Origin of the sequence: Psychromonas marina, assembly GCF_030161115.1 — a bacterium.
Lineage (GTDB): Bacteria > Pseudomonadota > Gammaproteobacteria > Enterobacterales > Psychromonadaceae > Psychromonas > Psychromonas marina.
In genome coordinates this window covers 405984-428695 of the sequence record NZ_BSPQ01000013.1, presented here as the reverse complement: position 1 = coordinate 428695, position 22712 = coordinate 405984, and the positions used below count along the sequence as shown (strand labels likewise).

Sequence of the window (22712 nt, the reverse complement as noted above, 5' to 3'; positions counted from 1 at the left end):
TGCTCTGAATCACTACAATTAATTAATAAAATTACCAGTTTACAAACAAATTTAATCATTCTGTTGATTTTTTAAACGAATGACCCTGTAATAAATTACGCGTGTATTTTAAGGGCAATTTCACATAAAAGAAAGGAAAACCCCGATTTAAGTGTTAATTGTCTCTTTTTCAATAATTGATTAGCAGGCGTTGATTTGAGTGAGGGAATTAATGAGTGAGTATAAATAAGACACCTAAGCATCTTAGATTGTTGTTAATTAGAGAAAAGACAGTTCACACTCTCTTTTCTCTTCATCTATATGTGTTACTTAATTAAGGTTGTTAAACTATGTTTTTCACCTGCTTTCACTTGCTGGCCATCTCCTTGTGTAATTGCTGACTCAATACAAAGCATGGTTTGATAGCCATTATCTGGCATATCTGCAAAAGCTGCTGCTCCCTCGACCCAAGGAGACCAAACAACCTCGGAATCATTACCGGTATTGACGATAGTTAATGTTTGTTGAAATTGTTGATCCTTAAGCATGATCTCGGTATTGGCCTTTTTGTAGATAGAATCAATTGCTTGGTCAATCAATAGTGTTGTATCGCCAGTTTCTAGGCATTTATTATTAAGGGAGTTATAAAATTGCTTATTAAGTCCAGATAAATGAATGGCTTCTGGTGCGCTAATATTAAGGTAGGTATGAAGTGCACTACGGTAAGTCAGTGGTAAGTCACTTTTGTTTTCAGTAATCAATTCTAATTTCAATTGTTCATTCAAGGTTATTTGTAATGTCAGTTCAAATTCATAAGGCCATAGTTTTAGTGTTTCATTATTGCTGTTTAATTTAAGATCGATTATGACTCCCTCTACAGACTCTTGCACATTATCTAATGCCCATTTACTAGTACGTGCAAAACCATGAGCAGGTAAACCTTCACCTAGTTCAGGACCGGCAGGACCAAACCAAGGCCAACAGATAGGCACGCCACCTCGAATAGCTTTATTTTTATCAAAAATTGCACTTTTACTTAACCAGATAATAGGTTGCTGACCTGTTTTTTGAAAATGGATAAGGTGGCCGCCATGTAATGTCAGTGCAGCACTTAATTTATCATGCTCAATGATTAAAAATTCAAAGCCATTACTATCAGTTTGTAGGCTAATTGAAGGAGAAACGGTATCAGTTTTAGTTAAAGAGAGGTGTGAGATCATATATTTACCTTTGTAATGAGTAGTAACGTAAAAAATTGTAACAATGAGCTAGCAGAAAATTATTTTACTTTATTATGGTGTGTCGATTTATGAAAGAGAAATGTCTAATCGATGAATACTCTCTTAATATTAGTTGTTATATATCATTAAATAGTGATGTTTTTAAAGCTGCTTGCTCTTTACGGCTGTTTTTCTTTTTATAATGAATTCACAGCACATCAAAATATGGTATAAATGTTCTGGTATTAATCAAATGTTAATCTAATGCTGATTAAAGCAGCATATATAAGAATAATTATAAGGTGTTATATGACCCGTTCTAGTTTAGATAAGTTTATGGAATTAAAAGGTATTGATCCCAATTTTGTTGATGCCTGGGGGAATCCTGCTATTGCTTCCGAAGAGCATGTGAAAAACCTCATTAACAAGATGGGTTATGATGCAGATGATGAACAGCAATTGCTTGGTCATTATCAAGAAGAAGAGAAAAAACATTGGTTATCACTTCTTCCTCCTGTCACCGTTGCACAAAAATCAGATAGCTACACGATTGATATTTGTCTGCCTATCGATTTTGTTACTGATGCGCTAATTTACCAGGTGACTACTGAAGATAAACGCTTGATTAAAGAAACGATTACAGCGACGGGGTTCCCGCTTGTTGCAGTAAATGAAATTTCTGATATTGAATTCCAATGTTATCAAATACAGTTAAAATCTGATTTTCCATTGGGTTATCATCTCCTTGAAGTCTTTGAAAAGGGTAATGAAGAGGCACTGGCAACAATGTCTTTAATTATTACGCCAACAGCATGTTTTACACCTAAAGCGATGCAAGAAGGCAAAAAAATATGGGGAACAAGCGTACAGCTGTACTGTATTAAAAGTGAAAACAATTGGGGGATTGGCGATTTTAGCGATCTTAAAATGTTACTTAAAAATACAGCTGCTAACGGTGGTGATTTTATTGGTTTAAACCCAATACATGCACTTTCTCCTGCCCAGCCAAATAACGCCAGCCCATATAGCCCTTCATCACGTAAATGGTTGAATATACTATATAGTGACTTAACTAATATTGAAGAGTTTAAACATGATAAAGCCCTTCAAGATGTGGTCAATGGTCAAGCATTTAAAGAACAGCTAGCAGAGTTACGTGACACAAAATGGGTGAATTATGAAGCTGTTACGACACTAAAACTTGAAGTGTTGCGTAAATTATTTGGTAATTTAAACAATGGCAGTGTCGAAAGTGAATCGCGCTTAAGTGAATTCAACCAGTATGTTGAAGAGAAAGATGAGTCATTGATACACCAAGCAAGCTATGACGCATTGCAGTTTAAATTTTTAAATGAAGATCAAACGCTCTGGGGTTGGCCTGCGTGGCCTGAGCATTTTCAATCATTTCAAAGTGAAGGTACGCAAGCTTGGATCGAATCTAATAAACAAGAAGTTATGTTTTGGTGTTATTGCCAATGGGTTGCTGAGTTACAGCTTGAAGAAGCAGATCAATTAGCGAAATAATTAGGCATGACATTAGGTATTTATCGTGATTTAGCGGTAGGTGTTGGTAAAGGAAGCTCAGAAATATGGGCTAATCACTCCCTTTACTGTGAACAAGTTAGTGTCGGCGCGCCACCTGATATTTTAGGCCCATTAGGACAATGTTGGGGCTTACCACCGATCTCTCCAGATCAACTCTATAAAATGGGTTATCAACCATTTATCGATCTATTAAAATCAAATATGAGCCATTGTGGTGCCTTACGTATTGACCATGTGATGGCATTATTACGCCTTTGGTGGGTACCTGAAGGTGCTTCAGCAATAGCCGGTGCGTATATTTATTATCCAGTACAAGATCTGCTGAACTTATTAGCACTAGAGAGCCAACGTAATCAGTGTTTAGTGATCGGCGAAGATTTAGGTACGGTACCAGAAGGAATTGATGTTTTATTAGAAGAGGCGGGTGTTTATTCTTATAAAGTATTCTTTTTTGAGCAAGCTGATGATGGCGGATATATTTCACCTGCGCATTATAAACAGCAAGCGATGGCAACACTTTCAACACATGATATGCCAACGATAAAAGGGTATTGGCATTGTGATGATTTACATCTTGGTAAAGAGTTAGGTGTGTATCCTGATCAAGAAGTGTTAAACAAATTAATGGATGATCGTGTTTTCTGTAAGCAGCAAATTTTGAATAGCTTACACGGACATAACAGTTTACCTGAACACTATAACCGTGATGCAACAACAACGGGAATGGAGCAATGTTTAAACTTCTCGATGCAGGCACATTTGGCAAAAGGTAATGCGGCATTACTCAGTTTACAACTTGAAGATTTTCTAGAGATGGATGATCCCGTTAATGTACCTGGTACCAATGAAGAATATAGAAACTGGCAACGTAAGTTAAGCCATAACCTTGAACAGCTGTTTGCTAACGAACAGATAAAAGGATTGTTAGAAAATTTAACCCATGCACGTAAAGAAGCATCTTTGAAATAATTAGGCTATTAATATTAGGGATAAAAAAGTGAGTAAAAAACCGAACGTAAAAAAAGCAACGCCTAAAAAAGCAGCGCCTAAAAAAACAATCGCTAAAAATGTTGTTTCTAAAAAAACGGCTGTAAAAAAAACAGTAAGTAAGAAAATTCCTGTTTCAACAGCATCAACACAGGAAGCCTTACATGTTGAGCATGCGTCTTTAATTGGCTTATTAAAAGAAGCAAAATTAGATAACCCATTTGAGCGATTAGGTTTAATTCCTTCAACTTCAGGTGGTTATGTTTTACGCGTTTGGTTACCTGATGCGCAAAAAGTAGAATTCTTTGCGTTAGGCGCAGAAAAAGCGACTGCTGAATTGGTTAAAATTGATGATGCAGGACTATTTGAGTTATCTTTACCTAATACCAAAGAAAAGTTCAACTATGAACTAAATGCACATTATCAAGATGCGCAACATCGTTTTGTAGATCCTTACCAGTTCCACGATATCGCGTTTGATGGTTTATCTACCCTACAAGAAGCGCCACAAAATGTTTATAAAACATTAGGTGCACAGTTAAAAACTGTCACTTCTCATGAGCTATCTATTAGCGGAGTGCGCTTTATCGTTTACGCACCTAATGCATCTAGTGTTAGTTTAATTACTGAACATAACCATTGGGATGGACAACGTAATCCAATGCAACGCAGTTGGTGTGGTCATTGGGTACTATTTGTTCCTGGGCTACAAGCGGGTTGTGCTTATAAATTTGAGCTTAAAGATGGCTTAGGTAATCGTTTACCACATAAAGCTGATCCTGTTGGTTTTCAGGCTGAACAGTACCCATCACACTCTTCAATTGTTGTTGACCACGATAAGTATCAATGGAACGATGATGAATGGCGTGCTTCGCAAAAAGGTGACAAACGCTTTACTGCGATGAGTATTTATGAAGTGCATTTAGGTTCTTGGAAACGTAAAAATGAAGAGGGTGTTGAGCGCATGCTCAGCTACCGTGAACTTGCGGCAGACCTGATCCCTTATTTAGTGGAGATGGGTTATACACATCTTGAAGTGATGCCAATTTCTGAATTTCCATTTGATGGATCATGGGGATATCAGCCAGTTGGGCTTTTCGCCGCAACCAGTCGTTTTGGTAATGCAGATGACCTGAAATATTTTATCGACCAAGCTCATCAGGCTGGCATCGGTATTATTGTTGATTGGGTACCTGCTCACTTTCCTTCAGACCCACATGGCTTAGCACGTTTCGATGGTACACCATTGTACGAATACGAAGACCCGCGTCGTGGTTGGCATCCAGATTGGAACTCATATATCTACGACTTTGGTCGCGATAATGTGCGTCAATTCTTGGTGGCAAGTGCATTAATTTGGCTTGATAAATTCCATGTTGATGGCCTGCGTGTCGATGCAGTTGCCTCAATGCTTTATTGGGATTACTCGCGTGACGAAGGTGAATGGGTACCTAATGTTGATGGCGGTAACCATAACTATGAAGCAATTAGCTTATTGAAATGGTTTAACGAAGAAGTTTATGCACAATACCCAAATGCGATGACTATTGCTGAAGAGTCAACGGCCTTTGCAGGGGTTTCTAAACCTACATTTGAAGGTGGTCTAGGTTTTGGCTTCAAATGGAATATGGGCTGGATGCATGATACGTTAAGTTATGTTCAGCAAGACCCGATGTATCGTAAATATCATCACCACGAAATGACTTTTTCAATGGTATATCATTACAATGAACATTTTGTATTACCTATTTCTCATGATGAAGTTGTGCATGGCAAGAAAAGTATGATCGATAAAATGCCGGGTGACGAATGGCAAGCTGCGGCGAATTTACGTGCCTACGCAGGTTATATGTATGCACACCCGGGTAAAAAATTGAACTTTATGGGCGCCGAAATTGCGCAAAGCCGTGAATGGAACCATGATGGCAGCTTAGATTGGGAACTGCTTGAGTTTGATAAACATGCTGGACAGCAACAACTGATTAAAGACTTAAACCATCTTTATAAAGATAATGGTGCTTTCTACGAGTTAGATTACGATACTGCAGGCTTTGAATGGTTAGATCATAGTGATGGCGAAAACAGTGTTTTCTCATTTATGCGAACCAATGCAGCGCAAGATAAGCAGATTATCTGTTTATCAAACTTCACACCTATTCCACGTGAAGGATACCGTGTACCGGTTACTGAACCGGGTGACTATGAAGTTATTTTAAATACCGATAGTCACTTTTATTGGGGCAGTAACTTCCCAATGGGCGATACATTAGGTGTGTTTGTTGCAACAGAGCAAGAATGGCAAGGTAAACCTCACTCGTTAGTTGTAGATTTACCTCCATTATCAACCGTTTTTTTGCAAAAAAAAGGATAATTAAGTGCGTGAAGATCTACTTAAATTAGATACTCATAAACAGCCATTTTCTGCATCAAGTGGGCAATTTCTGCCCCTTGGTGCAGTATTGGATAAAAACAGACAGGGTTGTCATTTTTCGGTATACAGTTTAGGTGCTTATCGTGTCGAAGTTTGTCTATTTGATAAGTGTGAAAATGAGATCGCAAGTTACGCGTTAGATGTAAAGCAAGGACACTTATGGAGTGTCTTTGTTCATCATGTGGAAGCTGGTCAGCTTTATGGGTATCGTGTTTTTGGGGAGAATTCCCCAGAAAAAGGGTTTGTGTTTAATCCTGATAATTTACTTATTGACCCCTATGCGAAGGCATTAAATCGCGTTCAGCATAGTTTTGAAGGGGAGTTAATTACCCGTGCTGGTCATCATATTTCAAAATCGGTTGTTGTCGATGATGAGTTTGATTGGGCATCGGTTCAAAAACCAACTATTCAAGATGATGAACGTATTCTTTACGAGGTACATGTAAAAGGCTTTAGTCAGCTTAATGAAAACGTGCCGATCGCTAAGCGTGGTAAATATCTTGGTTTATCAGATTCCTCGAGTATTGCGCATTATAAAAAACTGGGTATTACCAGTTTACAAATAATGCCAATTTTTAGCTTTATGAGTGAACCAAGGCTGAAAAAGCTAGGATTAACCAATTACTGGGGTTATAACCCGATTAACTTTTTTTCGCCAGAATGTCGTTATGCTCAATATGATGCGGTGAATGAATTTAAAACCATGGTTAAAGAGCTACATGCGGCTGGCATCGAAGTTATTCTCGATGTCGTTTATAACCATACCGCAGAATCTGGAAGTGATGGTGCAACTTTAAGTTTAAAAGGTTTTGATAATCGAAACTATTATACCTTTGACAGAAATGTGCATAGCAACGAGTTTAATTACCTTAATCATAGTAATCACTCTGGTTGTGGTAATACGGTAAATCTTAACTATCCATGGACATTAAAGCTCACATTAGATTCGCTACGTTATTGGGTCACAGAGATGCAGGTTGATGGTTTTCGATTTGATCTTGCTGTAACACTTGCGCGTGAAAGTGATGGTTTTAGTGAACAAAGTGCATTTTTTAAATCATTATTGCAAGATCCCGTGTTAAGCCGCGTTAAATTGATTGCAGAGCCTTGGGATATTGGTCCCGGCGGTTATCGATTAGGTGCTTTCCCCTTTGATTGGCTAGAGTGTAATGACCGTTATCGCGATACGATGCGTTCGTTCTGGCGTGGCGATACGGGTAAAATTGCTGATGTCGCGACGCGCTTGTTCGGCTCTCGAGACGTATTTGCCAAGCAATATCGTGCTAACTCAACCAGTGTTAACTATATCTGTTACCACGATGGTTTTACATTAGATGACCTTGTTTCTTATGCTGAACGGCATAATCTTGCGAACGAGGAAAATAATCGAGATGGTCACGGTAATAACCTTTCTGCAAACTATGGGGAAGAAGGGATTACTGATAACAAGCGTATTAATACGCTTCGCCAGCAGCAAAAACGAAATTTAATTACGACCTTGCTACTTTCTCAGGGCACACCGCATTTCCTTGCCGGTGATGAGATGGGGAATAATCAATCGGGTAATAACAATGCCTATTGCCAGGACAATAAGCTGACTTGGTTAAGCTGGAATCTGTCTGAGGTTGACCAGCAACTGTTTAATTTTACCTCTGAAATTGTCAAGCTAAGACAGCAATCTCGATTGTTTGGTAGCTTAGCGCTAGATGATAGTGAAAACTCTGACCTTGTGAAGTGGTATCACCCTGATGGGTATTTAATGGAAGAGGTTGATTGGCATGCTGGTAATTCACAAGCGATTGCCGTTGAGTTGCGTGAATCTACAAGCTCGGGTGAGCATTGGTTTTTAATTTTAAATGCATCTAATTATCAAATTGGTTGCAAACTGCCGCCTGTTGAAAAAGGGTTAACTTGGAAATTGAAAGTTGATACTGCTTGTACGACAGGGGAGTTAGTCAATAAAAAAATAAACCTTAGCGAGCAAATTCAATTAAGTGGACATTCAATGATGTTATTGAAGTCTACAAAGTAGCTACACTAACAGTCGGATGATAAAACTGTTCAATAGATAGCCTCAATGTGGGGCTATCTATCTTTTTCTTACCCTATTTTATTCTCATTTTTATCCTGTTGTTAATGATCTTAATATTGGCGCTGTTTGTTCAAACTCTCCTAATGTTAACTGTTGATAATATTTTTTTGCTTTAATTTGTAAGGCGTTTTCATTAAGCAATGAACTTTTGCCTCCCACTATTCCTTTATTTAATATCAGCGTTAAATTAATGGGAAACTCATTATTTTTATCCTCTTCTTTAGCGATTAAGGCCCAGATATATGCTTCGTTAAATTGTTTGTGTTGATAAAATAACGTCATCATATGAACAAAACTAGACAGTGGTATTTCCTGTAACGAATCACTAACACTCAAGCCTTTATAAAATATATTCAACGCCTGTTGGGGAGCATTTTTTGAATTAACAGTAGCAAGTTTGAATAGTAATTTAGGATCTGTGATATCTTTTTGTGTTGCAGCAGATAAAAATATACGACGAGCATACAAATCTTGATGATGTGTCCACAGATAATATGCCAGCATTGGGTCTTGGTTCTGTTTGTTCGCTTGTAAGTTTGCCTTCATTAAGTCCTGTGCTGTTAGATAATTATGTAAGCGTTGATCTTTGCGTTGCTTATTACGTGTAAATTGCAAGTGAAGTGTCATTTCTAGGCAGGCTTGGTATTCATCTAATTCTGACAATAATTGCCGTGTGTGAATTTCATTCGGTTCTATATGGTCGTAATATCGAGCACGAATAACGGTCGTTCGCTTAAAACGACAGTCTCCGATGATATATAGATCACTACAAAGTTCTGGGTAGTGACTGCAAATATTCTTTAAACTGTCATTCTTGAAGGAATCACATGCGCTAATTATCAGACTCATACAAACAATTGAGAGTTTAATCCCTGTCTTAATAAACATCAGTAGAAATATTCCATTAGATCAATATACTTAGTAATTAATATTTATAACAATCGTGAGTAATGTGAGTGTCGACAATATCTGAGTACGCTAAAAACCTATCACCATCGCTATATTTACAGTTAAAGCAATCAGTTGAGACTGGAAAATGGAGCGATGGCAATCCTCTTGATGATAAACAGAAAGCTGATACGTTACAATTAATTATGGCATATCAAAGTATATATAATGATAAACCTGAACACTTTAGTATTGCTAAAGGTGGTGACATTTATATGGAAAAAAAATCTGTTTTACAAAAACAATTTTCTGATGATGATATTCATAAACTAGAATTAGATTAAAATAATAAAGTCATTTTGTTATTTTCTTTCGTTATTTCGACATGCGAGTAAACTTAAAGTACATATTAAAAATAAAAGGTTGTATACGTATCGTTATGTTTAATCATATATTCGTGTTTGTCATACTATTGTTATCTATCACCTCTGTCTCTGCACAGGTCTATAAGTGTGATGATGAGGGAGGCTCTAGATATTCTGCGACTCCCTGTGTGGATCAGTCGATTAACTTGGATTTTACTGAGGAACTGTTTGAGGATAATTTTACTCAAGAAGAGCGTCTTATTGCCCCTGTCTATCCGGATTGGAAAAGGGGATGGAAAAAATCTAAAGATCTTAAGCTCGAACGATTTTCAGAAGTCGTCTATGTGCCACAACAGCCAACAGAATTAAACAAAACAACTTTTATTAATAAGCAAAAATTAACAAATTTACCACAATCGATGAATCTAAAACGTTTTGTTACTTCCGTGGAAGATATCGTTGACAGTGTTTGTGTTGATTCCATTTTCTTACCCCTTGAAAGAAAGAGCAAGACAGCTGATACGGTTTATTATGGTCAATATAGCTGTTCTAAGCGTCGCGATACAAAGCGTGGAGAACTTGGGTATTTTAAAATAATACGTGGTGAAAGTAGCATCTATATGGTGTCAGTTAAATGGGCGGTAGAAGCCTTTGATACTAATAAACATAATCTGCTTCTTAAGCGTGATAAAGTGCAACAAAAGCGTATCAGTGCAGCTAAAAATTACTTACAACAAAATGTTAAATTATGCACTGCTGGAAACTGTTTATAATAAGCAATGTGCCGTTTTAAAATTTTAATTTGATGTGAGCGTGCGTATTGTGATGATCGGCTGGAAGGGAGGGGGTAACAAAATATTATTCAATAAGCTGCTGTAAAATAGTCTAAAATATTAACTGTTCTAATTACTCTCAAAAATAATTTTCCTGCGTTTTGTGTCTATTTTGATACATTATCTACCTTTACTTTATTATTATTATAGTTCACTCTTAAATCTCCTATCCATAAGGGTTTATTCATGAAATTGCAATTATCTAAATGTGCATTATTATCGGTCATTTTATTGTTAACGGCTTGTGAGTCGATACCAGAACGGAACAGAGGGGGGAATGCAGATCTACAAACTATTGTTGCTTTACCTGTTGCTACTGCTGTTCAGATAGATTATCAAGATGAGGTTAAGCTATTACGCCTTAACCAGCTTATTGCCGAGCACAATGGAGATAATCAGCAGAAAGCACAGTTATTTTATGAACGTGGCCTGATCTATGATCGTATGGGCTTAAGTGCACATAGCAGATATGATTTTACCCAATCAATTAATACCGACCCGGCGTTTGCTGCACCTTATAATTCTTTTGGTGTTTATCTGTTACTAGGGCAATCCTATGATGAAGCATTTGATGCTTTTGATTCTGCACTAGAGTTGTCAGGTGAGATGCATTATAGCTATTTACATCGTGCAATTGGCCTTTATCAAGTGAAGCGCTATCCACTTGCTTCTCGTGACATTAATAAATTTTATGCGCTAGACAAAACCGACCCATACCGTATTTTATGGCGTTATGTCATTGATAGTAAATTGGATGCACCGGAAGCCTTAGGCGCTTTGCAAAATGAGCAAGCAGGCAATGATGATTATCGTTTTGCTTGGTCAATAATTGATGTTGTTGCTGGACGTACTTCAGAAAATGAATTTTTTGCAAACATAGCGAATGGTGTAAAAAGTAATAAAGAGATGGCTGAACGTCTTTGTGAAGCTTATTTCTATTTAGGGCACTGGCATAAATTAGCAGGAAATTTAGACAGAGCGATCTATTACTTTAAAATGACAACGACCACTAACATCCATGAGTTTATTGAATATAAATATGCATTAATGGAACTGACGTCAATTCAAAGAGAGTTGCAACAGCAGTTGGAGATGTAAATTAGTTGCCTGCCACTTTTTGCTTACCTAGTGGCAAGTGAATGGTCTGTTGGGGAATTTATTCCCCTCTTTATCACCTTTATTCTCTCTTTTATGCCTATCCATTTTTTCTGTGTACGAAGCTCAAAGCGACTATTTCTAAACTACTGGTGTGTTTGATTTTGTGGGCGTTATGTTAATCTAATTTATACAGTCTTTATAACAAGAGGTTAATGATGGGACAGTAACTTTCACAGATATCCTCAAAGAACATTCAGTTTATCAATCAGCAAAAGATATATTTTGTAGGCACTGCCACAGAAGACAGCCGCGTTAATATATCCCCAAAAAGGATGGATTCTTTCAAGGTTTTAGGGGCAAACAGAGTTATCTGGTTGAATGTTACTGGCAGTGGCAATTTACCCAGTTAAACGAGAAATTAGCGAAGAACCAGCTAGATATGATGATCGTGGTGCTGGCAGATAATCAACGTAAAAACTTTGATTATGTCACCGCATTATTTGAGGAGGAAAGTTACTTATATGCGCGCAATGATCTCGCTGATAAAATACAAAAAAACAACTTCTCGTTAGAAAATCAACGTATCAATATCGGAACCTACTCATCAGAAATAATGTATCAACTAATCGACGTTGATAAAATTAATAATATTAAATTGTATGATGGTTGGCATGTTGAATCCGGTCTATTGCTAGTGTTGGCGGGTACACACCTTAGTTTCTTACCAACGCACCTAATTGAAAATAATCAATTTCAACAACAAGTTGTGGCGCTTCAGCCAAAAAAATGGCATTTTAAAAGCCAGTTCTCTTTAGTGCTTAAAAATCATCAACGTTCATTATCTCCTGCAGCTTTGGCATTTCATAACTGTTTAATGAACTTACAAAATGGCTAATATGAAAAATTTACCTGACCAACCTATTCGCATTGCACTGTTTGTGCCGCAGGATTGCTCCATGTTGAGCCTTGGTGTGATTAGTGAACCGTTTTTATTAGCGAATCAGTTATTAGGGGCTCAGAAATACCAGTTAATACTCATTAGCAATGCAGGTGATTCACCGTTAATGGTTGATACAAGTGTTTATCAGCGCGAGCAGTTCGAATTGCAGCATGAATATGATCTGTTAATTATTAGCGCAGAAACAGCACCGCAACAGCCTATCGCTATCAACACTAAAAAAAATTTACAACGCTATTATCGTCAATACACGGGTGATATTTTGACACTCAAAGGGGGTCTTTATTGGCTCTTGGATAGTGGTATTGGTGTTGATCAATCGTGGGTTGTGCACTGGTCATTTATGGATGATCTTAAAGATCGTTATCCTGATGTCACCCTAAGCCATGACCTCTACCATCAGAATGGTCGACTGCATAGCTGTGCAGGGCAATTAGCTAGTTTAGATTATCTTTTAAATTATATTAATACGCAGGAAGAGGAAACGGTGGTTAATCAAATCACTGATTACCTATGCTTAGATCGACTCCGTTCAGGCAGTGAACGGCAGCGATTACCAAGCTACTCCTTTGCTGGTGAGGATATACAGCCTCGATTGACGATGGCGATCGATTTAATGGAAAAAAATATAGAAAAACCACTCTCCAGTGATGAGATAGCGGAACAGATCTATATCTCAAGACGGCAATTGGAGCGGTTATTTAAACGCCATATGAATACTATGCCAGCGCGTCATTACCTACAAATACGCCTTAAGCGTGCACAACATTTACTACAAACAAGTAATATGTCGATTGTGCAGATAGGGTTAAGCTGTGGTTTTTCGAGCGGACCTCATTTCTCTTCGAGTTATAAATCTTTTTATCAGTCGACTCCCAGAGAGGAGCGAGCAAAAAGTGTGGCTAATCGCTACACTGAACACAATAAGTAAAGCCTATCAATTACCTCTTTTGTTTTCACTTTGCTTGTATTTCACCTGTTATCTACAAAATTTATTGATTTTGAATACCCTCTTCAATTTGTATTAATTTATAAATTAGCCTTAATTTGGTTCAAATCTGTACTTTTTTGTCGCGAATTTGAACGCTAGTTGCCCTTAAATCTATTAATCTTTAATGACATCAATAACTAATAGAGGCTACAGGAATGACTCAAGGACCAATTAGAGCTGATTTTGATCAATACATGATCCCTACTTATGCACCCGCTGCATTTATTCCCGTAAAAGGTAAGGGCTCGGTCATTACTGATCAACAGGGTAAGGAATATATTGATTTTGCTGGTGGCATTGCTGTTAATGGGCTTGGTCACGGCAATGAAAAGCTTAAACAGGCATTGACTGAGCAAGCTGATGCACTTTGGCATCTTGGTAATGGTTATACTAATGAACCGGTTTTAAAGTTAGCCAAACAGCTTGTTGAAAGTACCTTTGCTGACAAAGTGTTTTTTTGTAATTCAGGTGCAGAAGCTAATGAGGCTGCACTAAAACTCGCTAGAAAATATGCCCATGATAAGCATGGCGCGAATAAAAATGAGATTGTTGCATTTAGTAACTCTTTCCATGGTCGCACACTGTTTACCGTTAGCGCTGGTGGACAACCCAAATATTCACAAGACTTTGCACCGTTACCCGGGGGCATTCACCACACTGAATTTAATGATATTGAAGCGGCTAAAGCGCTCATTAATGCTAATACCTGTGCTGTTATTGTCGAGCCTATTCAAGGTGAGGGCGGGGTTGTTCCTGCCCAAGTCGCTTTTTTACAAGCGCTACGTGAACTTTGTGACCAGCATGACGCACTGCTTATTTTTGATGAAGTGCAAACCGGCGTTGGGCGTACAGGTCACCTTTATGCTTATATGCATTATGGCGTTGTACCTGATTTGCTCTCTACTGCCAAAGCACTTGGTGGTGGTTTCCCAATTGGTGCTGTACTTACTACCAATAAATTTGCATCGACCCTATCTGTAGGTACGCATGGTACAACCTATGGCGGTAATCCACTTGCTGCCGCAGTTGCAAATGCAGTATTAGATCAGATTAATCAGACCGCATTTTTACAGGGCGTTGATGAACGCCATACGCTGTTTATAACGAAGTTAAATGAAATCAATGAAAAATTTGCACTGTTTAAAGATATCCGTGGCTTAGGGTTATTGATTGGATGTGAATTAATCGATACTCATTCTGGTCAGGCGAAAGTGATCAGCAATTTAGCTGCTGAACAAGGGCTTATTTTTCTCATAGCAGGCCCTAATGTAATCCGTTTTGCACCCGCTTTAAATATTCCAATAAAAGATATAGAGACGGGTTTATCGCGCTTTACTGCTGCACTTGATATTTATCTGAAAAAGGAATAAACCCTCATGATTATATTACGACCTGCTGCGCTGAGTGACATTAGTAATCTTGAACGGTTAGCTCATGAAAGTGGGCCGATGGTTTCTACGCTACCAGAAAAACGTTCCCACCTGCTTAATAAAGTAGAGCAATCAATCGTCTCATTTGAGCAGGATGTTGATTGCGCGGGAGAGGAATCTTATCTGTTTGTCTTAGAAGAGACATTAACGGGGCAAGTGTTAGGTACAGGGGCAGTTAATGCATTGGCTGGAAATCGCGAACCCTTTTACTCATTTCGTAATGACATTAAGGTGCACTCGTCGCGACAACTTAATGTTCATAGTCGTATTCATGCATTGACCCTTAATCATGATTTGAGTGATCACTCTCAGCTTTGTTCTTTTTATATTGTGCCAGCACTCGCTGAAACGGATTACCCCACGCTTATTACGCTTGGACGATTACTGTTTATGACTATTTTCCCACTGCGTTTTGCGAATGAATGGATGGCTGTATTACCTGGCATTGCAGATGAGTCAGGGCGTGCACCATTTTGGGAGCATGTTGGGCGTAAATTCTTTGGCATCGATTACAATCAAGTTGAATACTACAACAGTACACGTAATAGCACCTTTATTTCAGAGATGATGCCTTATCATCCATTATACGTGGCGTTGATCGATGAAGAGGCCCAAGCAGTAATGGGCTTAGTGCATCAAAATGCGGCATTACAATGCTCTCTGCTAAGCGACCAAGGATTTGAAGCAGATAAACATGTTGAGATTTTTGATGCGGGCCCGATACTCACCGCTCAACGCAATGCGCTGTCATTATGTCAAAAAGTGCAACAAGTGAAACTTACTACAATCACAGATCATGTGAATGCTAATAGCTTACAAACTTTCTTAATTGGTTTAGCTGAGGGGAACAGTTTCAAAGCTTGCTTAGTGCAAGGTGGATTACAAGGGAACCAACTTCAGCTTTCAGAATATAATATTGATCAACTTAACCTCAGTTCTGAGCACAGAGTTTTTTGCATTAAGCTGTAAAAAGTGACACAGAGAATATAAGGAAATATAGCGATGATGTTCATTCGCCCGATACAAAAAGAGGATCTAGCTGCCCTGTTGCAACTTGCACAAAAAACAGGAACTGGTTTTACCTCATTACCCCACAATGAAGCCCATCTTGAACAACGCATCGATAGAATGATAGCAACTTGGGAGGGGGGGAATACGCTTGCAGACCAGGGGTACCTGTTTGCACTTGTTGATTCTGAAACTAATACCTTAGTGGGCGTTAGCGGTATTGAGGTCGCAATTGGCTTAAATGACCCGTGGTATGATTTTCATGTTGGTACACAGGTTCATGCTTCCAAAGAGCTTGGTATTTACCGTCAGATGAAAAAATTAAGTTTAAGTAATGACCATACTGGTAATAGTGAATTATGTACGCTGTTTTTAGACCCTGATTATCGCAAGGATAAAAATGGCCAGCTGTTATCAAAATGTCGTTTACTATTTTTAGCTGCATTTAAAGACAAATTTCCAAAGAGAATCATCGCAGAGATGCGTGGTGTTAGTGATGAAAATGGACGCTCTCCATTCTGGGAAAGTTTAGGGCGACACTTCTTCACACTTGATTTTGACCAAGCAGATTACCTGACTGGAATCGGCTCAAAATCTTTTATCGCAGAGCTGATGCCTAAACATGCTTTTTACGTTGATTTTTTAACGCCATCTGCACAACAAGTGATCGCGGAGGTACATCCGAATACGCTGCCTGCACGTAGAATATTAGAAAGTGAAGGAATGCGCTATGAGGGTTACGTCGATATTTTTGATGCAGGCCCAACATTAGAAGCCTATACCGACGATCTTCGTATAGTGAAAAAAAGCAGAATGCGCCAAGTTACGATTGTCGAAAGCGCATTATTAGGTGAGCAACCGTTGTTAATCGGCAATGAAAAATATCAAGATTTCCGCGCTATTATCTGTAACTCACAGGTTGATGCAGCGCATATCTATTTATCACAAGCAGAAGCAGATGCACTCGCTGTCGTCTCAGGGGAGCAATTACGTGTTGTTCCATTATTTGAAAAGGAAAGCACGCTATGAAAACACCATCACACTTTATCAACGGTCATTGGGAACTAGGCAACGGGCCGTTGTTTGAAAAATTAAATCCTGCTGATAACTGCGTTATCTGGTCGGGTCAAAGTGCATCAGAAAAGGATGTGACCCTTGCTGTTGATGCGGCTCGAACTGCTTTTCCAAAATGGGCGACAACGGCATTAGAGGAACGTGTTGCATTGCTAAAACGTTTTGCTGAAAACCTTGGCAAACAAGCGATGCAGTTAAGTCAGGCTATATCACAGGAGACCGGAAAACCAGAGTGGGAGACAAAAACTGAAGTACAAGCGATGATCAATAAGGTGCAAATATCGATTCAGTCTTACCATGAAAGGACTGGCATCAAAGTCACTGAAATGGCGGATGGCCAAGCAGTATTAAGACATCGCCCTCATGGTGTATTAGCGGTATTTGGTCCTTATAATTTTCCTGGGCATCTGCCTAATGGGCATATTGTACCTGCACTGCTAGCGGGTAATTGTGTGGTGTTTAAAGCCAGTGAGTTAACGCCATGGACCGCGCAATTAACCCTAGAAGTTTGGCAACAATCAGGCTTACCTAATGGCGTGTTGAATTTAGTGCAGGGCGCTAAAGAGACCGGTATTGCACTGGCCAACCAGCAAGGCATCGATGGGCTGTTATTTACCGGTAGCGCCAATACAGGTTATCAATTACACCAGCAATTAGCAGGGCAACCAGAGAAAATATTAGCCCTAGAGATGGGCGGAAATAATGCGTTGATTGTAGAAAGCTTTGACGATTTAGATGCAACTGTCAATATCGTGGTGCAATCTGCCTTTATTAGTGCGGGCCAACGCTGCACCTGTGCACGTCGTTTATTGGTTAAAGCAGGAACTGAGGGAGACCAATTTATTCATCGTTTGATTGAAGTCACTAAGCAGATCAAAGTGGGTAAATGGGACGAACAGCCTGCACCGTTCATGGGATCGGTTATTTCCAATCAAGCAGCCGACAATCTCCTTTTAGTTGAACAAGAGCTTATTGAGCTTGGGGCTAAATCATTATTAAAAATGAGACGTTTACAAGCTGATTGTGCGCTGTTGACCGCAGGAATTGTTGAGGTAACAAAGGTTGAACAACTGCCAGACGAAGAATACTTTGGACCACTGTTGAGCATCATTCGTTATCAAGACCTAACAGAGGCGATTAATATCGCAAATAAAACGCGCTTTGGTTTAGCAACGGGTTTAATTTCTACTCAGCGTGAAGACTTTGACCGCTTATTGATAGAAGCGCGTGCGGGTATCGTTAACTGGAATAAACCATTAACCGGTGCCTCCAGTAATGCGCCTTTTGGTGGTATTGGTGCGTCGGGTAATCATCGTGCAAGTGCATATTATGCTGCCGATTATTGTGCATGGCCGATGGCTTCGATGGAGTCAGAAACGATCACCTTACCAGAAACGCATTTGCCTGGTTTACATTTTGATTAATCTGTAAACAATTAACAGATGTAAAACACCTCAAACTTTAGAGGTGTTTTACAATTGTTTAAGTAATTGAACATTAAATTTAAGGACGAGTTAGATGTCAGCATTTGAAGTAAATTTCGATGGCTTAGTTGGGTTAACGCATAACTACGCTGGGCTCTCTTTTGGTAATGTCGCATCGACATCCAACAAAAGTGCCGTTGCTAATCCTAAACTAGCTGCTCTACAAGGGTTAGCAAAGATGAAAGCCTTGGCTGATATGGGTTTTAAGCAGGGGGTTTTACCTCCTCAAGATCGGCCGTGCATTAAGACGTTACGCCAACTTGGTTTTAGTGGTGATGATGTCAGCGTGTTGACACAAACCGCTAAAAAAGCGCCACACCTATTAACTGCAGTGAGCTCCGCTTCTTCAATGTGGGTTGCTAACGCTGCAACGGTTTCGCCTTCTGCCGATACTGCTGATAACAAGGTGCACTTTACCGTTGCGAATCTCAATTGTAAGTTTCACCGTGCGATTGAAGAGCAAACAACCAGCAACGCACTGCATGCGATTTTCTCAGACCCGCAATATTTTACTCACCATAATGCACTGCCACAGCAGAGTCTGTTGGGTGATGAGGGCGCTGCGAATCACAATCGTTTAGCAGCTACACATGGCAACGAAGGGGTTGAGGTTTTTGTTTATGGGCGACAGGTATTTGGTGGCGCGGTTGAACCAAGTAAATATCCTGCACGCCAAACCTATGAAGCAAGCCAAGCGGTAGCAAGATTGCATCAGTTGGGCGATAAAAATAGCGTTTTTGTACAGCAAAACCCCGATGTGATCGACCAAGGTGTTTTTCATAATGATGTTATCTCAGTGAGTAATGGCAATGTATTACTCCATCATCAACAAGCATTTTTAAACCAAGCCTCTGCATTTTCTGAAATTGAGCATAAATTACAACAGTTAGGTACGCAGTTTATTCCAATTGAAGTACCTACAGATAAGGTCAGTATCAAGGATGCCGTGACTACCTATCTTTTTAATAGCCAATTATTAACTAAAAAAGATGGCAAGATGCTGATTGTAGTCCCTGAAGAATCGCAGCGTAATCCACGTGTTTGGCGCTATTTAAATGAGTTGATTGCAGGGGATAACCCAATTGATGAGATGCGCGTTTTTGATCTGCGTGAAAGTATGTGTAATGGCGGTGGGCCTGCCTGTTTACGTTTGCGTGTTGTACTTAATCAAGCGGAGCTAACGGCAACAAATCAACACGCTTTGCTGAATGATGGTTTGTATCACTCATTAACAAATTGGGTGAATGACCATTATCGTGACCGTGTGACAGAAGCTGATTTAGGGGATCCTAGTCTATTGATGGAAAACCGCACTGCGCTTGATGAGTTAACTAAGATCATGCATCTAGGCTCTATCTACTCATTTCAACAGGATTAAGAGATAAATATGGTGAATGTTGACTTTTTATCTGAAACCTTAGCAGGAGATGAGATAAAACAAGCATCAGGACAAACTTCTTCGGTTTTTTGGAGCCGCCCTGAAGCAGGCGTGATCCTCTTTGAACCGGTTAATGGTTATCAGCAACAGGTGATTATTTCAGTCGCGGTGCATGGTAATGAAACTGCACCCGTCGAAATTGTTAACCGTCTGATTAGCGCAATCTTGAGCAATCAATATCTGCTCAAGGTACGTTTGCTGGTGGTTTTTGGCAACCTTGATGCAATGCGCCAAGGTAAACGCTACTTGAATATCGATCTGAACCGTCTATTTAGTGATCATCACTTAAATTATGATAGCTGTTACGAAACTCAAAGGGCGGCAATGCTGCAGAAAGTGGTGAATGATTTTTACAAGGTTGCGCCTGATAAACCAAGATTACATTTTGATCTTCATACCGCGATCAGAGCTTCACAACATGCCACCTTTGGGCTATTGCCGTTTCTTCACGAGGGAAGTTATCAACCTGAGATGTTAACTTGGTTACAAAGTGTTGGGCTTGAAGCGCTAGTAGTGAATCATGAGTCGGCTGCAACATTTAGCTATTTCACTAGTAAACAATTTTCTGCTAATAGTTGCACACTGGAACTGGGTAAAGCAAAGCCCTTTGGTGAGAATGATTTACAACAGTTTACTGGTATCGAGCAAGGTATTATCAATTTGATTACTGGGAAAGTTGTTGATGTCAGTGGAGCATTGCCGTTAAGTGTTTATAACGTTGCTGATGTTATCATTAAACATAGTGATCAGTTTACGCTTAATATCCGTGATGATGTTGCTAATTTCACAGAATTTCCAAAAGGATACCTGTTAGCAACGGACTTTATGAGCGACACTGAAACAGAGGTTATTTACCAAGTAGAAAATGAACCTGGTTACATCCTTTTTCCCAACAAAAATGTAAAAAATGGTTTGCGGGCTGGGCTGTTATTAGCTAAATCTAACTTTTCATTACTGGAAAAGGGAGAGTTGTAAAGGCGAAAGTAAGGCCATTTGTTCCTACTACTCAGTGGGAGCAGATTTAACTTCTGATCATCCCCCATAAATCTTCTGATTACTCTTACTTATTTCTACGTTACAAATTTTGCAAGAGGAGTAATTATTAAGAGAATATAACCTTTGCTTTTTTGTTACCGATAGAGGATTAACGAAGCTAATGGACTTGCTATTTTAGAGGTTGTTATTATTTTTTTTAACGCAAAAAAAAGTAGAAATAGATAACCGAAGGAGAGTTGGTTATTGCTATTTCTACTTGAAAGATAGTGGGTATTTACTTTATACCCACTTAACTTTGATAGTTAACAGTTACTTGCCTATTACTTAGCTAGGTAAGCTTCCATATCTGTTTTTAAGTTATCAGATTTAGTACCAAAGATTGCTTGTACACCGTTACCTGAGACAACGACACCAGCAGCACCGATTTTCTTCAGCTCAGCTTGGTCAACTTTAGAGATATCGTTAACGCTGATACGTAGACGTGTGATACATGCATCTAAGTTTTCAATGTTAGCTTTACCACCAAACGCTGCGACTAATGCTGCAGACATCTCTTCGTTATTAAGTACAACAGATTCTTCACCTTCATCATCTTCACGACCTGGTGTTTTAAGGTCTAATGCTTTGATTACAACACGGAAGATAGAGTAGTAAAGTGCAGCATAAATAAGACCGATTACGATGAAGTAGATGAATTTCTGAGAATTAGCAGATAGTACTAAGAAATCGATTAAACCGTGTGAGAACGAAGTACCGTGAACCATACCTAGCATGTTAGTTACAACATATGCAGAACCAGCAAGTAGCGCGTGAATTACGTAAAGTACTGGTGCAACGAACATGAATGCAAATTCAATTGGTTCAGTAATACCTGTTAAGAATGAAGTTAATGCAGCAGATACCATGATACCCATTACTTTAGCGCGGTTTTCTGGTTTAGCTGAATGTGCAATTGCGATTGCAGCAGCAGGTAGACCAAACATTTTAAACATGTAACCGCCAGCTAGTTGACCAAAACCATTACCTGCAGCACGTGATGCATCGTCAGCAGAAAGGTAACAAGTAAGGATACCGTTTAATTGCTCACCAGAAGTATTAACACATGAACCCGCTTCAAAGAAGAATGGAACATTCCAGATATGGTGTAAACCAAATGGGATTAAAGAACGCTCAATAACACCGTAGATACCAAATGCAACTGTTGGGTTTTGATTTGCAGCCCAATGAGAGAATGCTGAGATAGCTGAGCCAACTGGTGGCCAGATAACTGCAAGGATTGCACCCATAATGATTGCGACTAAACCAGTCATAATTGGTACTGCGCGTTTACCCGCGAAGAAACCTAGATATTCAGGAAGCGTAATATTGAAGAAGCGGTTATACATCGCAGCAGCAATACCACCTGCGATAATACCACCAAGAACACCTGTGTTTGCGCCTGGTGCTAATGTTTCGATAGTTTGCATCATGATGAAGTAACCAACTGCAGCTGCAAGACCAGCAACACCATCATTTTTAGTAAAACCAAGTGCAACACCGATTGCAAATAGTAGTGCCATGTTACCAAATACTGCACCACCTGCTTGTTCCATCAGCTGTGATACAACTTCAGGTAAGATGCTAAATTTAGCTGCACCTACACCGAGTAGAATACCTGCGATTGGTAATACTGATACAGGAAGCATCAGCGACTTTCCGACTTTTTGTAGATTTCCAAATATGTTCATATAACACTCCAGTTATGGTTTAGTTTTAAAAATATCTATTTGATGGGCAGGAGTATAGCGTTGTAAAAATAAAAAACATGAGAATAAGATCACATTAAAATCGAAGTTACGTTTGCTTACACAAAGCGCTATTTACGTTACGTTATGTTACAAACTGTAATTTGAATG

At 39.1% G+C, this 22712-nt stretch carries 16 protein-coding genes and 1 pseudogene; 14 read left to right on the top strand and 3 right to left on the bottom strand.

Translation table 11 applies throughout. The annotated features are described in order from the left end of the window. Positions 1 to 305: 305 nt before the first annotated feature. Entirely contained in the window at positions 306 to 1199 is an 894-nt protein-coding gene (locus QQK09_RS13870) for a D-hexose-6-phosphate mutarotase (protein WP_284204747.1), read from the bottom strand. Between the two features lie 309 nt (positions 1200 to 1508). Between QQK09_RS13870 and malQ the strand changes: the two are divergent. From malQ to glgX, 3 genes and pseudogenes are all read left to right on the top strand, one after another. Next, positions 1509 to 3713: pseudogene (gene malQ / locus QQK09_RS13865) on the top strand (4-alpha-glucanotransferase). Positions 3714 to 3915: 202 nt separating this feature from the next. Beyond that, a complete protein-coding gene (gene glgB, locus QQK09_RS13860; protein ID WP_284204823.1) occupies positions 3916 to 6102 on the top strand; it encodes a 1,4-alpha-glucan branching protein GlgB in 2187 nt (728 codons plus the stop codon). A 4-nt stretch (positions 6103 to 6106) separates the two neighbouring features. After that, positions 6107 to 8194 (top strand): glycogen debranching protein GlgX, encoded by a 2088-nt coding sequence (gene glgX / locus QQK09_RS13855; protein ID WP_284204746.1) that lies wholly within the window; start codon positions 6107 to 6109, stop codon positions 8192 to 8194. Between the two features lie 90 nt (positions 8195 to 8284). Here glgX and QQK09_RS13850 read toward each other — a convergent pair whose 3' ends face one another. Next, positions 8285 to 9142 carry a DUF2989 domain-containing protein gene (locus QQK09_RS13850; RefSeq protein WP_284204745.1) on the bottom strand — a complete coding sequence of 286 codons (858 nt, stop codon included), beginning with the start codon at positions 9140 to 9142 and terminating at the stop codon, positions 8285 to 8287. Positions 9143 to 9210: 68 nt separating this feature from the next. Between QQK09_RS13850 and QQK09_RS13845 the strand changes: the two genes are divergently transcribed. The 11 genes from QQK09_RS13845 to astE all read left to right on the top strand — a co-directional run bounded on the left by QQK09_RS13845 (position 9211) and on the right by astE (position 20796). Further along, positions 9211 to 9486 (top strand): YeaC family protein, encoded by a 276-nt coding sequence (locus QQK09_RS13845; protein ID WP_284204744.1) that lies wholly within the window; start codon positions 9211 to 9213, stop codon positions 9484 to 9486. A gap of 95 nt (positions 9487 to 9581) precedes the next feature. Further along, entirely contained in the window at positions 9582 to 10280 is a 699-nt protein-coding gene (locus QQK09_RS13840; RefSeq protein ID WP_284204743.1) for a hypothetical protein, read from the top strand. 246 nt (positions 10281 to 10526) lie between these two features. Next, positions 10527 to 11438: a lipoprotein NlpI gene (nlpI, locus tag QQK09_RS13835; protein ID WP_284204742.1), complete on the top strand. Its 912-nt coding sequence runs from the start codon at positions 10527 to 10529 to the stop codon at positions 11436 to 11438. Between the two features lie 319 nt (positions 11439 to 11757). Next, a complete protein-coding gene (locus QQK09_RS13830) occupies positions 11758 to 12333 on the top strand; it encodes a LysR substrate-binding domain-containing protein (RefSeq protein ID WP_348532712.1) in 576 nt (191 codons plus the stop codon). Further along, positions 12326 to 13327 carry a GlxA family transcriptional regulator gene (locus QQK09_RS13825; protein WP_284204741.1) on the top strand — a complete coding sequence of 334 codons (1002 nt, stop codon included), beginning with the start codon at positions 12326 to 12328 and terminating at the stop codon, positions 13325 to 13327. The genes QQK09_RS13830 and QQK09_RS13825 overlap by 8 nt, the downstream gene beginning before the upstream one ends. 215 nt (positions 13328 to 13542) lie before the next feature. Then, positions 13543 to 14757 carry a bifunctional succinylornithine transaminase/acetylornithine transaminase gene (locus QQK09_RS13820; protein ID WP_284204740.1) on the top strand — a complete coding sequence of 405 codons (1215 nt, stop codon included), beginning with the start codon at positions 13543 to 13545 and terminating at the stop codon, positions 14755 to 14757. A 6-nt stretch (positions 14758 to 14763) separates the two neighbouring features. Beyond that, the gene (locus QQK09_RS13815) at positions 14764 to 15786 is read left to right on the top strand and encodes an arginine N-succinyltransferase (RefSeq protein WP_284204739.1); all 1023 of its coding nucleotides are present in this window, start codon (positions 14764 to 14766) and stop codon (positions 15784 to 15786) included. Between the two features lie 33 nt (positions 15787 to 15819). Beyond that, positions 15820 to 16854 carry an arginine N-succinyltransferase gene (gene astA / locus QQK09_RS13810; protein WP_284204738.1) on the top strand — a complete coding sequence of 345 codons (1035 nt, stop codon included), beginning with the start codon at positions 15820 to 15822 and terminating at the stop codon, positions 16852 to 16854. Continuing rightward, positions 16851 to 18323: a succinylglutamate-semialdehyde dehydrogenase gene (gene astD, locus QQK09_RS13805; protein WP_284204737.1), complete on the top strand. Its 1473-nt coding sequence runs from the start codon at positions 16851 to 16853 to the stop codon at positions 18321 to 18323. Before astA ends, astD begins: the two co-directional genes overlap by 4 nt. 94 nt (positions 18324 to 18417) lie before the next feature. Next, positions 18418 to 19761 (top strand): N-succinylarginine dihydrolase, encoded by a 1344-nt coding sequence (astB, locus tag QQK09_RS13800; protein ID WP_284204736.1) that lies wholly within the window; start codon positions 18418 to 18420, stop codon positions 19759 to 19761. 9 nt (positions 19762 to 19770) lie between these two features. Beyond that, positions 19771 to 20796 carry a succinylglutamate desuccinylase gene (gene astE / locus QQK09_RS13795; protein ID WP_284204735.1) on the top strand — a complete coding sequence of 342 codons (1026 nt, stop codon included), beginning with the start codon at positions 19771 to 19773 and terminating at the stop codon, positions 20794 to 20796. A 341-nt stretch (positions 20797 to 21137) separates the two neighbouring features. Here the strand turns inward: astE and ptsG are convergent, their stop codons facing one another. Further along, positions 21138 to 22544 (bottom strand): PTS glucose transporter subunit IIBC, encoded by a 1407-nt coding sequence (ptsG, locus tag QQK09_RS13790; RefSeq protein WP_284204734.1) that lies wholly within the window; start codon positions 22542 to 22544, stop codon positions 21138 to 21140. Positions 22545 to 22712: the final 168 nt, after the last annotated feature.

Excerpts from the sequence above, each read along its gene's own strand:
- astA (WP_284204738.1), top strand. The coding sequence starts at position 15,820 with ATGATGTTCATTCGCCCGATACAAAAAGAGGATCTAGCTGCCCTGTTG.
- QQK09_RS13870 (WP_284204747.1), bottom strand. The coding sequence starts at position 1,199 with ATGATCTCACACCTCTCTTTAACTAAAACTGATACCGTTTCTCCTTCA.
- astE (WP_284204735.1), top strand. The coding sequence starts at position 19,771 with ATGGTGAATGTTGACTTTTTATCTGAAACCTTAGCAGGAGATGAGATA.
- QQK09_RS13840 (WP_284204743.1), top strand. The coding sequence starts at position 9,582 with ATGTTTAATCATATATTCGTGTTTGTCATACTATTGTTATCTATCACC.
- QQK09_RS13825 (WP_284204741.1), top strand. The coding sequence starts at position 12,326 with ATGGCTAATATGAAAAATTTACCTGACCAACCTATTCGCATTGCACTG.
- astB (WP_284204736.1), top strand. The coding sequence starts at position 18,418 with ATGTCAGCATTTGAAGTAAATTTCGATGGCTTAGTTGGGTTAACGCAT.
- ptsG (WP_284204734.1), bottom strand. The coding sequence starts at position 22,544 with ATGAACATATTTGGAAATCTACAAAAAGTCGGAAAGTCGCTGATGCTT.
- astD (WP_284204737.1), top strand. The coding sequence starts at position 16,851 with ATGAAAACACCATCACACTTTATCAACGGTCATTGGGAACTAGGCAAC.
- QQK09_RS13815 (WP_284204739.1), top strand. The coding sequence starts at position 14,764 with ATGATTATATTACGACCTGCTGCGCTGAGTGACATTAGTAATCTTGAA.
- QQK09_RS13820 (WP_284204740.1), top strand. The coding sequence starts at position 13,543 with ATGACTCAAGGACCAATTAGAGCTGATTTTGATCAATACATGATCCCT.
- nlpI (WP_284204742.1), top strand. The coding sequence starts at position 10,527 with ATGAAATTGCAATTATCTAAATGTGCATTATTATCGGTCATTTTATTG.
- QQK09_RS13850 (WP_284204745.1), bottom strand. The coding sequence starts at position 9,142 with ATGTTTATTAAGACAGGGATTAAACTCTCAATTGTTTGTATGAGTCTG.